Origin of the sequence: Streptomyces sp. B3I8, assembly GCF_030816915.1 — a bacterium.
Classification (GTDB): Bacteria; Actinomycetota; Actinomycetes; order Streptomycetales; family Streptomycetaceae; genus Streptomyces.
In genome coordinates this window covers 5505360-5520706 of record NZ_JAUSYN010000002.1, presented here as the reverse complement: position 1 = coordinate 5520706, position 15347 = coordinate 5505360, and the positions used below count along the sequence as shown (strand labels likewise).

The window sequence follows — 15347 nt, the reverse complement described above, 5'->3', positions numbered from 1 at the left end:
CCTCTCTCGCGTGCGGAGCCGTCCCTTTGCGCGCCGGGCCGACCCGCCTCTCATCTTCTTGCGGGATGAGCAACGTCGTATGCCCGTGCCGCAACGCGCCCCTAGCGTCGGACCATGAGTACCGAGCAGCCTTTCCACCCGACGGCCGCACCGACGGGCGCCGAGCACGTCCCGGACGCACGTCACCTGCGCACCATCCTGGTCGCCGTGTCCCTCGCCCTGATGGCCGTCATCGCGTCGGTGTCCGGGCTGAACGTCGCCCAGACCCACATGGCCGTGGAGTTCGACGCCTCGGCGACCACCGTCCTGTGGATCATCAATGTCTACACCCTGATCCTGGCCGCGCTGCTGCTGCCGCTCGGCGCCATCGGCGACCGGCTCGGCCGCAAGCCCGTACTGATCACCGGACTGCTCCTCTTCGCCGCCGCCGCCGTCGTCGCGGCACTCGCCCCCTCGGCGGAAGTGATGATCGCCGCGCGGGTGGTCGCCGGCCTGAGCGCCGCGATGATCATGCCGATCACGCTCGCGGTCATCACCTCCACGTTCCCCGAGGAGCAGCGGGGCAGGGCGATCGGTGTGTGGACCGGTGTGGCCGGGGGTGGCGGCATCCTGGGCATGTTCCTGTCCGCGCTCCTGGTCGACGTCGCCGACTGGCGGTGGCTCTTCGCCCTGCCCGTGGTCCTTGCCGCCGTGGCGTTGACGATGACGTGGCGTTCGGTGCCCGACTCCCGCGCTCGCTCACCCCATTCCTTCGACACCGTCGGCGCCGTGGTGTCCGGCGTCGCCGTGACCGGTCTGATCTTCGTCCTGCAGGAGGGCCCCGAGCCCGGCTGGACCGCCCCGGTGACCCTGGCGGGCCTCGGCACCGGGCTCCTGGCGGCCGTCGGTTTCGTCGCCTGGGAGCTGCACCGCCGGGACGCGTCGCTGCTGGACGTCCGGCTGTTCCGCCACCGCGGAATGGCCGGCGGCTCACTCACCCTGGTGGTCGTCTTCGGCGTCCAGGCGGGTGTCGCCGTGGTCCTCTTCCCGTATCTCCAGGCCGTGCTCGGCTGGTCGGGCCTGCTCTCCACCGTGGCGATGATGCCCATGGCGGTCGTGATGATGGCCGCGTCCGGGCTGGCCCCCCGGCTGGCCGCACGGGTCGGCGCCCGTTCCACCATGGCCGCGGGCGTGGCACTGGCCGCCGCGGGCCTCGCCTCGATGGGCCTGTTCGTCTCGGTCGAGGGGGGTTACCCGTCCGTGCTGGGCGGTCTGGTCGCCATGGGAGCCGGCATGGGCCTGTCGATGACACCCTCCACCGAGGCCATCACCGGCGCCCTGCCCGGCGAGCAGCAGGGCGTGGCCTCCGCCCTCAACGACGTCACCCGCGAGTTCGGCACCGCGCTGGGTGTGGCGGTGCTCGGCGCGCTGGTGGCCACCGGCTACCGGCGCGCCCTCGACGACAGGCTGGGCGGTGTCGACGGTGTCCCCCGGGGCACCGCCGACACCGCCCGGGAGGGCATCGCCAACGCCGTGGAAGTGGCGCCCGGCGCCGGCCCGCACGCCCAGGCCCTGCTCCGCGCCGCGCGGCAGTCCTTCGTGGACGGATGGCAGGAGGCCATGTGGGTGGGCGCCGCCGTCATGGTCGCGCTGTTCGTCCTCGTCGTCGTGCGCGGCCCGGAGAACGGCCCCCGCCCCGGGGACGACGAGGCCGCGATCCCCGGGGCCGGGGCCGGGGCCGCCGAAGAGGTCCCGGCCCACTGACCGCGTGCGGGCCGAGGTGCCTCAGGGCGCCCCGGCCCCCGTGCCCTACAGGCGCGGGTCCACCGGTTCCGACTCCAGTGCCAGGATGCCGAACACCGCCTCGTGGACCCGCCAGAGCGGTTCGCCCTCCGCGAGCCGGTCCAGGGCCTCCAGGCCCAGGGCGTACTCGCGCAGCGCCAGGGAGCGCTTGTGGTTGAGGAAGCGGTTGCGCAGGCGGGCGAGGTTGTCGGGGCGGGTGTACTCGGGACCATAGACGATCCGCAGGTACTCCCGGCCCCGGCACTTGATGCCGGGCTGCACCAGCCGTCCCTGTCCGTCGCGCACCACCGCGCCGACCGGCTTGACGACCATGCCCTCGCCGCCCCGCGCGGTCATCTCCAGCCACCAGTCGACCCCCGCGCGCACCGAGTTCTCGTCGCCGGTGTCCACGTACAGCCGGCGCGTGGTGGCGAGGAGTCCGCCCGTGTCGTGCTCGACCAGCCGGTCCAGCAGCGCGAGCTGCTCGTCGTGCGGGAGCGCTGCCAGGCTGCGGTCCCGCACGGCCAGTACCTGGAAGGGGGCCAGGCGGACCCCGTCGAGCCCCTCGGTCGGCCAGCAGTAGCGGCGGTAGGCCTCGGTGAACGCCTCCGCGTCCGCCGCCCGCGACCGCTGCCGCTCCAGGAGCCCGCCCACGTCGACACCCCGGCCCGCCGCACCCTCCAGCGCGGCCAGCGCGCCCGGGAACACGGCCCCGGCGGCGGCGCCGACCGCCGCGTACTGGCCGCGCAGCAGCCCGGACGCCTTCAGCGACCACGGCATCAGCTCGGCGTCCAGCAGCAGCCAGTCCGTGGACAGCTCCTCCCAGAGCCCGGCGGCGCCCACGGCCGCGCGCAGCCGGTCGAGGACCGACTCGGTGAGGGCCGCGTCGGAGAAGAACGGCCGCCCCGTCCGGGTGTACAGCGCGCCCGTCGGCCCGTCGGCGCCACCCGGGACGCCGGACCGGCCGCCCGGGACACCGAACCGCTCGGCGGCCGTCGCGGCGTCGCGGCAGACCAGGGCGACGGCGCGCGAGCCCATGTGCTTCTCCTCGCACACGACCCGCTCCACGCCGACCTCCCGGTACTGCGCGAACGCCTCCTCCGGGTGCTCCAGGTAGCCCTCCCGGTGCGAGGTGGCGGACGGCGCCATGGTCGGTGGCAGGTACGGCATCAGGCGCGGGTCGACGGCGAAGCGGCTCATGACCTCCAGCGCGGCCGCCGCGTTCTCCTCGCGCACCGCCACCCGGCCCGCGTGCCGGGTCTCGACGACCCGGCGGCCGTGCACGTCGGCCAGGTCCAAGGGCCGGCCCTCGTGCCCGCCGGGGGCCTCGGAGGCCAGCGGCTTCGCCGGCTCGTACCAGACGCGCTCGGCGGGCACGTCGACCAGCTCGCGCTCCGGCCAGCGCAGCGCGGTGAGTCGTCCGCCGAAGACGGCGCCGGTGTCCAGGCAGATCGTGTTGTTGAGCCAGGTGGCGCGGGGCACCGGGGTGTGGCCGTAGACGACGGCCGCGCGGCCCCGGTAGTCCTCGGCCCACGGGTAGCGCACGGGCAGGCCGAACTCGTCGGTCTCCCCGGTGGTGTCGCCGTACAGGGCGTGCGAGCGGACCCGGCCGGAGGTGCGGCCGTGGTACTTCTCGGGCAGCCCCGCGTGGCAGACGACGAGCCGGCCGCCGTCGAGGACGTAGTGGCTGACCAGTCCGTCGATGAACTCCCGCACCTCGCGGACGAACTCCTCGCTCTCGCCCTCCATCTGCGAGACCGTCTCGGCGAGTCCGTGGGTGTGCTGGACCTGGCGGCCGCGGAGGTGGCGGCCGAACTTGTTCTCGTGGTTGCCGGGCACGCACAGCGCGTTGCCCGACCGGACCATGGACATCACCCGGCGCAGCACGCCCGGCGAGTCGGGGCCGCGGTCGACGAGGTCGCCGACGAAGACGGCCGTACGGCCCTCCGGGTGCACACCATCCGCGTAGCCCAGCCTGCCGAGCAGCGACTCCAGTTCGGCGGAGCAGCCGTGGACGTCACCGATGATGTCGAAGGGGCCGGTGAGGTCGGTCAGGTCGTTGTACCGCTTCTCGGTGACGACGGTGGCGGTCTCGATCTCCTCCACGCCCCGCAGGACGTGCACCTTGCGGAAGCCCTCGCGCTCCAACTGCCTGAGCGAGCGCCTGAGTTCACGGATGTGCCGCTGGATGACACGGCGCGGCATGCCGGCGCGGTCGGCACGGGCCGCGTTGCGGGCGGCGCACACCTCCTCGGGCACGTCGAGGACGACGGCGATGGGCAGCACGTCGTGCGCCCGGGCCAGGTCGATCAGGGCCCGGCGGGCGTCCGGCTGCACGCTGGTGGCGTCGACGACGGTGCGACGGCCGGCGGCGAGCCGCTTGCCGGCGATGTAGTGCAGCACGTCGAAGGCGTCGCGAGTGGCGCTCTGGTCGTTCTCGTCGTCGGAGACCAGGCCGCGGCAGAAGTCCGAGGAGATCACCTCGGTGGGCCTGAAGTGCCGCCGGGCGAACGTGGACTTGCCGGAGCCGGAGGCACCGACGAGGACGACGAGGGAGAGGTCGGTGACGGGGAGGGCGCGGGCCCGTCGGTCGTGCGGGCGGTCGCCGTGCCGGTCGCCCCGCTGGTCGCCGTGCCGGTCGTTCTCGGTCATGCCGCCTTCTCCTCTCCCTTGTCGTTCCGCTCGTCCTGCCCGGTCCGTGCGCGCTGCTCGGTCCGTGCGCCCTGCTCGGTGCGGTCGGTCCGGTCGGTCTTCTCCGTGCTGGTGCGCTGTGTGAAGACGGCCATCTGGGTGGGCGGGCCGACCTCGTCGTCCTCCGGCCCCACCGCCTCGAACTCGACCGCGTAGCCGTGCCGTTCGGCGACCGCGGCGGCCCAGTCACGGAACTCCGCGCGGGTCCACTCGAAGCGGTGGTCGCCGTGGCGCACGTGCCCGGCCGGGAGGCTCTCCCAGCGGACGTTGTACTCGACGTTCGGCGTCGTCACCAGGACCGTGCGGGGGCGGGCGGCGCCGAACACCGCGTACTCCAGGGCGGGCAGCCGGGGCAGGTCCAGGTGCTCGATCACCTCGCTCAGCACGGCGGCGTCGTACCCCTTGAGCCGCTTGTCGGTGTACGTCAGCGAGCCCTGGAGCAGCCGGACGCGCGCGGCCTGCCGCTCCCCCATGCGCTTCAGGCCGAGCCGGCGGGAGGCGATGGTGAGCGCACGCACCGAGACGTCGACACCGACGACCTCGGTGAAGCCGGGGTCCCGCAGCAGCGTGCGCAGCAACTGGCCCTCTCCGCAGCCCAGGTCGAGGACGCGGGCGGCACCGTGCCGTCGGAGCGCGGCGACGATCGCGTCGCGGCGGCGCACGGCGAGCGGGGTGGGCCGCTCCTCCTCCTCGGTCTCGGCCGCGACCGCGTTGTCGATCTCCTCGACCTCGCTGTCGTCCGTCTCGGCGAGCCGCACCAGTTCCAGCCGCTCCATGGCCTGCCGGGCCAGCGACCAGCGCCGGGTGAGGTACCGGCCGACGATCAGCCGCTGCTCCGGGTGCGCGGGCAGCCAGCCCTCGCCGGCCCGCAGCAGCTTGTCGACCTCGTCGGACGACACCCAGTAGTGCTTGGCGTCGTCGAGGACGGGGAGCAGTACGTAGAGCTGGCGCAGCGCCTGGGCGAGGGTGAGCGTCTCGCCCTCCAGGACCAGGCGCACGTAGCGGGAGTCGCCCCACTCGGGGAACGTCGCGTCCAGTGCCACCGGGTCCGCGGTGACGGCCCAGCCGAGCGGCTCGAACAGCCGCCGGACCAGCGCGGCGCCCCCGCGGGCGGGCAGCGCGGGTATCTCGATGCGCAGCGGCAGCGGCTCGGCGGCGCGTTCGGGCCTGGCCCTGCACACACCGCGCAGGGCGCTGGAGAAGACGCTGCTCAGGGCGACGGCGAGGAGGGAGGAGGCGGCGTACGGGCGGTCGTTGACGTACTGGGCGAGCGCGGCGTCGGGTGCGCCGCCGCGGCCCTTGCCCTTGCCGCGCCGGACCAGCGCCACCGCGTCGACCTCCAGGAGCAGCGCCACCGTGCAGCGCCGATCGTCCGCCTCGGGGTAGAGCACGTGCGCGGTGCCGTAGGAGGTGGAGAACGTCTGCGCGGCGTCCGGGTGCTTGTGCAGCAGGTGGCCCAGATCGGTCGCGGGGCGCTCGGGCGTGCCGGTGGTGCTGATCGTCAGGAACACGGGGATCGACCTCGGGACGGGGCCCGGAGAACGGGGCCTCAGGTGGGTGTGCGGCGAGTGCGGCGCGGTGGTGGCGCGTCGCCGGAAGACGCCGGTCACGGACCCGTACGGGTGTTCCGGACCCGGCGTGCCACCCCAACCTACAGCGAGCGGCACGCCGGTCATCAGCTATTTTTCCGCCCCCCGTCCGAGTTCCGGGGAGTTCCGGTTTCAGAGCTGGGACTGGACCTGGGAGGAGATCAGTTCCAGGTGGTCCAGGTCGGAGAGGTCCAGGACCTGGAGGTAGAAACGGGTGGAGCCGATCTCCGCGAAGCGGCCGATCCTGTCGACCACCTCGGCCGGGGAGCCTGCCAGGCCGTTCTCCTTCAGCTCGTCGACCTCGCGGCCGATCGCGGCGGCGCGGCGGGCGACCTCGGCGTCGTCCTTGCCGACGCAGACGACCAGCGCGTTGGAGTACGTCAGCTCGTCGGCGTCGCGGCCGGCCGCCTTCGCGGCCTCCCGGACCCGGGCGAACTGGCGTTCGCTGTCGGCGAGGGAGGCGAAGGGGATGTTGAACTCGTCCGCGTACCGGGCCGCCAGACGCGGGGTCCGGGTGGCGCCCATGCCGCCGATGAGCACCGGGATCTTCGGCTGGGTGGGCTTGGGCAGCGCGGGCGAGTCGGTGAGGTCGTAGTACGTGCCGTGGTGGCTGAACGTCTCGCCGGGCTTCGTGGCCCACAGACCGGTGACGATCGCGAGCTGCTCCTCCAGACGGCCGAACTTCTCCTTCGGGAAGGGGATGCCGTACGCCTTGTGCTCGTCCTCGTACCAGCCCGCGCCGAGACCGAACTCGACGCGGCCGCCGGACATCTGGTCGACCTGGGCGACCTGGATGGCGAGGACGCCGGGCAGCCGGAAGGTGCCGGCGGTCATGAGGGTCCCGAGGCGGATGCGGCTGGTCTCGCGGGCGAGGCCGGCGAGGGTGATCCAGGCGTCGGTCGGGCCGGGGAGGCCGTCGGCGTCACCCATCGCGAGGTAGTGGTCGGAGCGGAAGAAGGCATCGAAGCCGAGGTCTTCCGTCGCCTTGGCGACGGAGAGGAGGGTGTCGTAGTCGGCGCCCTGCTGGGGTTCGGTGAAGATGCGGAGGTCCATGCCGTCCATCCTGCCCGGTGGTGAGGGCGGGGCGCGACGGGGGTGCGGAACGGCGGTGGTGGGGGATGCGGTCCGGGGGCGGCCCCGGGGCGGGGGTCCGGGGCCGCCCGCACCGCGCCGCTGGGCCGGGCCGGACCGGCAGGTTGTGCCGCCGGGTCGGGCCCCCCGGGCCACACCGCCGGGTCGGGCGGCCCGGCCAGGTCGCCGTTCCGCTCCGTCGGACGCGCGGGCGCGTCGTGGGCCGGGGTCAGCCCAGGGCCGCGTCCCAGGGGGTGGGTTTCTCCTCTTCGGTCAGGGCCAGGCGGCGGAGCATCTCCCGGACGCGGTCGCGGGACTCGTCCGCCGCGTCGATCGCCTCCATGCACTGCCAGTACGCCCCGTCCTCCCCCGCCGTGCTCGCGAGGGCGACCAGAGCCATGGCCACCTCCACGAGGAGCGAGCCCAGCTCCAGCAGGGCGGTGCGCGCGTCACCCAGTTCGGTGAGGTGCGCGGCACGCAGGTCGCTGACGAGTGGCGGCGGGGCGTCCAGGACCCCGCACCCCCTTCCCGCCAGTTCCGTCAGTCCCAGCGCCTCGCCCCGGAGCTGCGGCGGGCCGGACACCGCGAGGCGGCTGCCGATCGCCTGCGCCAGGGCGTAGGCCTGCCACGCCTCCGCCGTGATCCGTAACGCGTCCTCGCTCCCGGTCAGGGCACGCCTGCTCTGCATGATGAGCCGCACCGCGTCCATGCGCTGCCCCCGCTCCCTCCGGCGCACTCGTCGCACGCCCACCCGAACTCCCTTGTTCACTACCCAGAGTGAAGGTCATCCAGTCGAAAAGCCAGAGGTAGTCCGAAATCTGTGGACAGCAAGCCCCTCACGGACAACTTACTTGCTACGGAGAGTGATAACTGGAGGCGGGTCAGCCCTTCGGCGCGGGCTCCGGCGCGGGCGCCGGTTCGTGCGCGGGCGCGGGCAGCGGAAAGCGGCTTTCGTTGCGGTCGATCTTCTCGTCCAGCGCCGTGAGAAGGTCCACGTCCAGTCGCTCACACAGTTGCAGCAGGTACGCGAGCACGTCAGCGACCTCGTCCCGCACCCGGTGCGCCGACTCCGGGTCCGCCATCACCCGCTCCGACTGCTCCGGTGTCAGCCACTGGAAGATCTCCAGCAGCTCGGACGCCTCCACGCTCAGCGCGGCCGCCAGGTTCTTCGGGGTGTGGTGCGGCCACCAGCCGCGCGCCGCCGCGAAGTCCACGAGGCGCCGTTGCAAATGGGCCAGATTCAGCGGGTGTCGGTCGTGGGGTTGCGCGTCGTGGAGTTGCGCGTCACTCGTGCGCGCGTCATGTGTGGGTGCGTCATGTGTGGGTGCTTCCTGGGCGTGTTCGTTCACGCGCCCAGGTGTACCACCGTCACGCCCTCCGCCCCGGCCACACGGGAGGCGTCGGAGACCGCCCCGATCAGCCGGATGTGACCGCGCTCGCACATGCGCGCCGCCAGCCGTGCCAGTTCCCTCGTCTGGTGCGGGTCCAGGGAGCGGTCGAGATCGTCCGCCAGCACGGTGAGGCTCTGCAGCGCCGCCGGCACCTCCCCGACGGGGTCCACCTCCAGGACTCCGGGCCCGGTGAGCAGCACCAACGCCATGGCCAAGTAACGCAGTTCGCCGTCGCCGAGCAGTTCCAGCGGTGTGGCCGGGGAGCCGTCGCCGCGGTCCACGCGGGCCCGTAGCCGGCCGTCGTCGTCCCTCTCCGCCCGTAGGCCGGTCACCGTGCCCGCGATGCCGGCGCGGACGGCGGCGACCAGCAGCGCGTGCCGCTGCCCGCACTCCTCGCGGGTCCGGGACAGCACGTCGGCGAGGTTGTCGCAGCCGGGCAGCAGCCGGCCGGCACCGGGTTCCACCGGGCCGCGCATCCGCTCGGGGCGCGGATCGCAGGGGAACACCGAGCGCAGGGCGACCACCATCTGCTCGGCCGCCGCCAGTACCCTGCGCTGCCCGTCCGTGCCCCCGGCGACGCGCAAGGGGAGCAGAGCGGTGCCGAGCCGGTCGTCGGGCAGCGGGCCCCTGGTCACCGGGGCGGCGCCGGCGGTGTGCCAGGCGGCCTGCACCACGGGACGGCCGGGGTCGCGCAGCGCGGACTGCAGGAGCGGCACTCCACCGGCTGTCAACCGTTCGCCGACGAGGCGTAGTTCGGGTTCGACCTGGACGGCCACGTCGAGACGTACGGGGCCGACCGGGCCGTCGGCGGTGCAGCCGATGCGAAAGCCGCGGCGGCGCTGGGGGTCGGGGCGGGCGGAACGGGGCACGCACGTTCCCGGAGCCGGGAACGCCTCGGCGAGGTCGGCCCCGGCGGCGAGCCGGGCGAGCGCGGCGTAGGCCTCCAGGGCGCGGGACTTGCCACTGCCGCTGGGCCCGGCGAGGAGGGTGAAGCGGTGCAGGGGGAGGCTGACGCGGCGGTGCCCGGCGTAGGCGGAGAGGTTGAGTTCGGTGAGGTGGGGGCGGAGGGTGGCGGGGGTCCGCGCGGGGACGGGGTCGGCCCGGGTGCCTGCGGGCGGTGGGGGCGCGTGCATGCGGGGACCGTAGACGGCGGCGCGGCTGGCGAACCGTTCCGCTGCGAAGGGCTTCGCACGAACGGGGTACGGAACGGGATCGGTTGCCGGACTGCCGGACTGCCGTGCTGCCGTGCCGATGGGATGCCGGGGCGCGGAGGCGGGGACGGCCCCGCACGCTCAACTCGGCCGCGCGGCCCCCGTATGGGACGGAGTGACCTCCGTGTCGGGCGGGGTCAGCAGAAAGACGTTCTTGTCCACGCGGTGCATGCCGCTGGTCAGGCCGAAGACGACGCCCGTGCTGAAGTCGAGGACGCGCTTGGCGACCTCCGTCTCCGCGTTGGTGAGGTCGAGGAGGACCGGGACCCCGGCCATCAGTGTCTCGGCGACGTCGCGGGCGTCCGCGAACACGTTGACCCGTAGGACGACGAACCTGCGCCTGGCCTCCGTCTCGGCCTCGGCGTAGGCCCGGTGGTCGTAGGAGCGGTGGTCCACCGCCGACGGCCAGGAGTCCCGGCCACGCAGCGGCACGACCTGGGCGAGCCCCTCCCATTGTTCGTCGGTGACATCGTGGCTGTTCACCGGCCCTCCCCGTCGGCTCGCACTGGTCGTCTGCACGGGGCATATTCTTACGTATCGTCACCCGATCGGCCGAACGCGACACGGTCCGCGACGCCTCTGGTGCAGGCACCCGCCCGCCACGGCGGGGTATTTCAGGTGGTTCTGACCAGTTTCAACAGCTCCAGCATGACCGGGTCGATCACCCGGTAGCGCACGATCCGCCCCTGCCGCTCCCCCGCCACCACCTCCGCCGTCCGCAGCAGCCGCAGCGCCTGCGAGACCGCCGGGTCGTTCATGCCGGTGGCGATGGCGAGGTCGGAGACGGCGAGCGGGCCCGTCCGGTCCAGCGCCAGCAGGAGGGAGAGCCGACCGGGGTCGGCGAGCAGGGAGAAGCGGTCGGCCCAGGCGCGTACGGCCTCCGGCTCACCGATGGCGGCGATGGCGTCGCACACCCGGTGGCCGTCGATGGTGCGCCGGTCCGCACGGTCGGCGGGGACGAGATGCATGCGGGCATTGTTCCAGGCGGACGGCGGACCGCGGCCGGTTCCGCGCTTTCGGTCCGCCGGTTCCGCGCTTTCCGGCCGAGGAAGGCCGGGGACGGACCTGGCAGGTGATTCGCCGCACCCGCCACCGCACCCGCAACACCTGCGCAGATATGCAGTCTTGCAGGTGATGACGGACGGGCCCTATGGTGGCCGGGCCGTGGTGTTCGGGAAGACCGGTGCAGGCCCCCTCGGGGGTCGAGTCCGGAGCGGCCCTCGCCACTGTGATCGGGGAGTTCCCGTCCCTGCCGCCCCCGGGCGGCGCCACTGGCCGTGCGTACGCGTGGCTGGGAAGGTTGGGGCGGGCGCGTCGACCCGTCAGCCAGGAGACCGGCCACGGCATCTCACGAAGTGATCCACGAGGTGCTGGAGCGTGACCGAATGACCCTGCCCGCGCGCCCTTCCGCGCATTCCTCCACGACCCCCGCGACCCCCGGGGCCACCGCCGCCCCCACCGGTTCCTTCCGCTGGCGGCGCGAGGACACCGTCCGTACCGCCGGGCTGCTGGCGGTGATCCTGGCCCTGCACGTGGTGGCGTTCGGGGTGCTGTTCCTGCTGGTGGTGCCCGAGCACTACGAGGTCGGCTCCAAGGCCTTCGGCATCGGACTCGGCATCACCGCCTACACGCTGGGCATGCGGCACGCCTTCGACGCCGACCACATCGCGGCCATCGACAACACCACCCGCAAGCTCATGGCCGACGGCAAGCGCCCGGTGTCGGTCGGGTTCTGGTTCGCGCTGGGGCACTCCAGCGTGGTGGTGGTCATGGCCGCGCTGGTGGCCGGCGGCACGGCGCTCGCGGGCACGCTGCTCAACGAGGGCTCGCGCACGCACCAGACGCTCGGCGTCGTCGGCACCACCGTCTCGGGCGGCTTCCTGTATCTGATCGCCGCGCTGAACCTGGTCGCGCTGCTCGGCATCCTGCGGGTGTTCCGGGCGATGCGGGCGGGAACGTACGACGAGGCGGAGCTGGAGGCGCACCTGGACTCGCGCGGCTTCATGAACCGGATCCTGGGCCGCCTCACCCGCTCCGTCAGCCGCCCCGGGCAGATGTTCCCGCTCGGTTTCCTCTTCGGGCTCGGCTTCGACACCGCGACCGAGGTGACGCTGATGGTGATGGCGGGCAGCGGCGCGGCGGCCGGACTGCCCTGGTACGCGGTCCTGTGCCTGCCGCTGCTGTTCGCCGCCGGGATGAGCCTGTTCGACACGCTGGACGGCACGTTCATGAACTTCGCCTACCAGTGGGCGTTCGCCAACCCCGTGCGCAAGGTGTTCTACAACCTCACGATCACCGGGCTGTCGATCGCCGTCGCCTTCCTGATCGGCACGATCGAACTGGTCGGCGTCCTGCACGAGAAGCTCGACCTGACGGACTCCGTGACCGGCTGGATCGCCGGTCTGGACCTCGACAACGTCGGATACGTCATCGCCGGGCTGTTCGTGGTGGTGTGGGCACTGGCCCTCACCTACTGGCGCCTGGCCCGGGTCGAACAGCGCTGGTCACCGCGGACCGCCGACGGCAACTGAGGGCTCACCTCTCACCGGGGGGCACGGCCGGCCTGGCCGGGCGTGCGCCCCGGCGAGGAGTGCCGGCGCCGGGTTCGGGATCTTGTACGGACGTCGGGGGCGCGCTCGCTCGCGTCCACGCGGTGGAACCACGGCCCGGCGCTGATCCTCTGCTCCCACGCGGGCGCACATGCCACCTTGCTCCACTGACTGTGTTCGCTCCTGCTGGCTACATGGGGATTCATGGCTGGCAGGTGCGGCGTTATGATCAGAGTGGCCATGAGGTGTGACGCCCAGGCAATGGGAGACCTTCAGTGATGATCCGTACGTCCCGCCGTGCCCGTCGACGGATGCTCGCCGGGGTCGGTGTCGCCGCCGTGTTGGTGACGGCCGGCGCATGTTCGTCCGACTCCGGCGGCTCCGACGACGCGAGCGCCTCCGGCGGCGGCCCGGCGAAGCCCTCCGGGACCGTGACCGTGTTCGCGGCGGCCTCGCTGCAGGAGAGCTTCACCGCGCTGGGGAAGAAGTTCGAGAAGGAGTACCCGGGCACGAAGGTCACCTTCAACTTCGGCGGCAGCGACAGTCTCGCCGCCGGGATCACCGAGGGCGCCCCCGCCGACGTGTTCGCCTCGGCCAGCCCGAAGACGATGAAGACGGTGACGGACGCCGGGGACGCCGCCGGTACGCCGTCGACCTTCGTGCGGAACCGTCTGGAGATCGCCGCCCTGCCCGGCAACCCGGACAGGATCGCCTCCTTGAAGGACCTGACCAGGCCGGGGCTGAAGGTCGTGCTGTGCGCCAAGACCGTGCCGTGCGGTGCGGCCGCGCAGACCGCGCTGGAGGCGAGCGGCCTGAAACTCACCCCCGTCTCGTACGAGCAGGACGTCAAGAGCGCGCTGACCAAGGTGGAGCTGAAGGAGGCCGACGCGGCGATCGTCTACCGCACCGATGTGAAGGCGGCGGGTGACAAGGTGGAGGGCGTGGAGTTCCCCGAATCGGCCGAGGCCGTCAACGACTGTCCGATCGTCTCGTTGAAGCACGCCGGGAACACGGCCGGGGCGAAGGCGTTCATCGCCCTGGTGAAGTCGGCGGCGGGACAGAAAGTGATGACCACGTCCGGATTCCTCTCGCCGTGAGTCCGTCACCCGCGCCCGCCGAGGCGGACGGCGGACCGGCCCCCTCCGGACGGTTCCGGCGGGGGCGCCCGGCGCGTGGTGGCCGTCGCCGTCGGACCGGCGCGCCGTTGCCGTTGCTGCTGCCCGCCCTGGTGGGCGTCTGCTTCCTGCTGCTGCCGCTGCTCGCCCTGCTGATCCGGGCCCCCTGGCGCGACCTGCCGGACCAGCTCACCAGTGCGCAGGTGTGGCAGGCGCTGCGGCTCTCGCTGCTGAGCGCGACGGCCGCGACCGCCGTCAGCCTCGTCCTGGGCGTGCCGCTGGCCTGGCTGCTGGCCCGTACCGAGTTCCCCGGGCGCGGGCTGCTGCGGGCGCTGGTGACGCTGCCGCTGGTGCTGCCGCCGGTGGTGGGCGGTGTGGCGCTGCTGCTGGCGCTCGGCCGCAACGGCGTGGCCGGGCGGTGGCTGGACGAGTGGTTCGGGATCACGCTGCCGTTCACGACGACGGGCGTGGTGCTGGCGGAGGCGTTCGTGGCGATGCCGTTCCTGGTGATCAGCGTGGAGGGCACGTTGCGGGCGGCCGACCCGCGCTACGAGGAGGCGGCCGCCACCCTGGGGGCCTCCCGTTTCACCGCGTTCCGCCGGGTCACGCTGCCGCTGATCGCGCCCGGCGTGCTGGCGGGCGCGGTGCTGGCGTGGGCGCGGGCGCTGGGCGAGTTCGGGGCGACGATCACCTTCGCCGGCAACTTCCCCGGCCGTACGCAGACGATGCCGCTCGCGGTGTACCTGGCATTGCAGAACGACCCGGCGGCGGCGATCGCGCTGAGCCTTGTGCTGCTCGCGGTGTCGATCGCGGTGCTCGCGGGACTGCGCGACCGCTGGCTGACGGCCTCATGAGCACGGTGGACGAGCCCGTGCCGCCCGTGGCGACCGGCGCCCGCGAGGGCCTCGACGCGCACCTGGTCGTCGTGCGCGGCTCCTTCCGGCTCGACGTCACGCTGCGCGCCGCGCCCGGCGAAGTGGTCGCGCTGCTCGGCCCGAACGGCGCGGGCAAGACGACCGCGTTGCGGGCGCTGGCCGGCCTGGTCCCGCTGTCCGCCGACGGTGCCGGCGGCGGCAGCGGTGGCCGGCTGCGGCTGGACGGGGTGGCACTGGACCGTACGCCGCCCGACTCCCGCCCCGTCGGTGTCGTCTTCCAGGACTACCTCCTCTTCCCGCACCTGACCGCGCTCGACAACGTGGCGTTCGGGCCGCGCTGCCGGGGCGCCTCCAAGGCCGAGGCGCGGGCGCAGGCCGCCGAGTGGCTGGCTCGGCTGGGGCTGGCGGAGCACGCGGGCGCCAAGCCGCGCCGGCTCTCCGGCGGCCAGGCTCAGCGGGTCGCGCTCGCCCGGGCGCTGGCGACCCGGCCCCGGCTGCTCCTCCTCGACGAGCCGCTGGCCGCGCTCGACGCCCGCACCCGGCTGGAGGTGCGGGCCGAACTGCGGCGCCGGCTGGCCGAGTTCGAGGCGGTCGCGGTGCTCGTCACGCACGACCCGCTGGACGCGATGGTGCTCGCCGACCGCCTTGTGGTGGTGGAGGACGGCCACGTGGTGCAGGAGGGCCCGCCGACCGACGTCGCCCGGCATCCGCGTACGGACTACATCGCCCGGCTGGTCGGGCTGAACCTGTACCGGGGGGAGGCCGAGGGCCACACCGTACGGCTGCTCGACGGAGGCCCGTCGATCACGACGTCGGAGAAGCTGTCCGGCCCGGCGTTCGTGGCGTTCCCGCCCGGCGCGGTCACCCTGCACAGCGAGCGCCCGGTCGGCGCCAGCGCCCGCAACCTGTGGCGCTGCGAGGTGGCGGGCCTGGAGACCCACGCCGACCAGATCCGCGCCGACCTCACCGGCGACCTCCGTGTCCTGGCCGACCTGACGACGGTCTCCGCGGCCCAACTGGACCTGCGGCCCGGCGCGACGGTCTGGGCGACGGTGAAGGCGACGCAGACACACGCGTACCCGGCTTGAGGGGGC

Annotated in this window: 13 protein-coding genes and 1 riboswitch; of the genes, 5 read left to right on the top strand and 8 right to left on the bottom strand. The window is 73.4% G+C overall.

From position 1 onward, the window contains the following. Window positions 1–114 precede the first annotated feature (114 nt). The gene (locus QFZ64_RS26610; protein ID WP_307069897.1) at window positions 115–1743 is read left to right on the top strand and encodes an MFS transporter; all 1629 of its coding nucleotides are present in this window, start codon (window positions 115–117) and stop codon (window positions 1741–1743) included. Between the two features lie 45 nt (window positions 1744–1788). Here the strand turns inward: QFZ64_RS26610 and QFZ64_RS26605 are convergent, their stop codons facing one another. From QFZ64_RS26605 to QFZ64_RS26570, 8 genes are all read right to left on the bottom strand, one after another. Continuing rightward, window positions 1789–4413 carry a polynucleotide kinase-phosphatase gene (locus QFZ64_RS26605; protein WP_307069895.1) on the bottom strand — a complete coding sequence of 875 codons (2625 nt, stop codon included), beginning with the start codon at window positions 4411–4413 and terminating at the stop codon, window positions 1789–1791. Beyond that, the gene (locus tag QFZ64_RS26600; RefSeq protein WP_307069893.1) at window positions 4410–5963 is read right to left on the bottom strand and encodes a 3' terminal RNA ribose 2'-O-methyltransferase Hen1; all 1554 of its coding nucleotides are present in this window, start codon (window positions 5961–5963) and stop codon (window positions 4410–4412) included. Before QFZ64_RS26600 ends, QFZ64_RS26605 begins: the two co-directional genes overlap by 4 nt. 210 nt (window positions 5964–6173) lie before the next feature. Then, window positions 6174–7094: an LLM class F420-dependent oxidoreductase gene (locus QFZ64_RS26595; RefSeq protein ID WP_307069891.1), complete on the bottom strand. Its 921-nt coding sequence runs from the start codon at window positions 7092–7094 to the stop codon at window positions 6174–6176. A gap of 247 nt (window positions 7095–7341) precedes the next feature. After that, window positions 7342–7821: a DUF6099 family protein gene (locus QFZ64_RS26590; RefSeq protein ID WP_307071880.1), complete on the bottom strand. Its 480-nt coding sequence runs from the start codon at window positions 7819–7821 to the stop codon at window positions 7342–7344. Between the two features lie 172 nt (window positions 7822–7993). Continuing rightward, window positions 7994–8356, bottom strand: coding sequence for a nucleotide pyrophosphohydrolase (locus tag QFZ64_RS26585; RefSeq protein WP_307071878.1), 363 nt, complete (start codon window positions 8354–8356; stop codon window positions 7994–7996). A 101-nt stretch (window positions 8357–8457) separates the two neighbouring features. Further along, a complete protein-coding gene (locus QFZ64_RS26580) occupies window positions 8458–9636 on the bottom strand; it encodes an ATP-binding protein (protein WP_307069889.1) in 1179 nt (392 codons plus the stop codon). A 159-nt stretch (window positions 9637–9795) separates the two neighbouring features. Beyond that, window positions 9796–10197 carry a cell division protein SepF gene (locus QFZ64_RS26575; protein WP_307069887.1) on the bottom strand — a complete coding sequence of 134 codons (402 nt, stop codon included), beginning with the start codon at window positions 10195–10197 and terminating at the stop codon, window positions 9796–9798. A 131-nt stretch (window positions 10198–10328) separates the two neighbouring features. Further along, on the bottom strand, window positions 10329–10682 hold the full coding sequence (locus QFZ64_RS26570) for a metalloregulator ArsR/SmtB family transcription factor (RefSeq protein ID WP_307069886.1): 354 nt from the start codon (window positions 10680–10682) through the stop codon (window positions 10329–10331). Between the two features lie 180 nt (window positions 10683–10862). After that, window positions 10863–11072: riboswitch (cobalamin riboswitch) on the top strand. Window positions 11073–11099: 27 nt separating this feature from the next. Between QFZ64_RS26570 and QFZ64_RS26565 the strand changes: the two genes are divergently transcribed. The 4 genes from QFZ64_RS26565 (at window position 11100) to QFZ64_RS26550 (ending at window position 15341) form a co-directional block, all read left to right on the top strand. Then, window positions 11100–12245 (top strand): HoxN/HupN/NixA family nickel/cobalt transporter, encoded by a 1146-nt coding sequence (locus tag QFZ64_RS26565; protein WP_307069884.1) that lies wholly within the window; start codon window positions 11100–11102, stop codon window positions 12243–12245. Window positions 12246–12541: 296 nt separating this feature from the next. Further along, window positions 12542–13360 (top strand): molybdate ABC transporter substrate-binding protein, encoded by an 819-nt coding sequence (gene modA, locus QFZ64_RS26560; RefSeq protein WP_307069882.1) that lies wholly within the window; start codon window positions 12542–12544, stop codon window positions 13358–13360. Further along, window positions 13357–14232: a molybdate ABC transporter permease subunit gene (modB, locus tag QFZ64_RS26555; RefSeq protein WP_373430671.1), complete on the top strand. Its 876-nt coding sequence runs from the start codon at window positions 13357–13359 to the stop codon at window positions 14230–14232. The genes modA and modB overlap by 4 nt, the downstream gene beginning before the upstream one ends. Beyond that, a complete protein-coding gene (locus QFZ64_RS26550) occupies window positions 14229–15341 on the top strand; it encodes an ABC transporter ATP-binding protein (protein ID WP_307069880.1) in 1113 nt (370 codons plus the stop codon). The genes modB and QFZ64_RS26550 overlap by 4 nt, the downstream gene beginning before the upstream one ends. Window positions 15342–15347 lie beyond the last annotated feature (6 nt).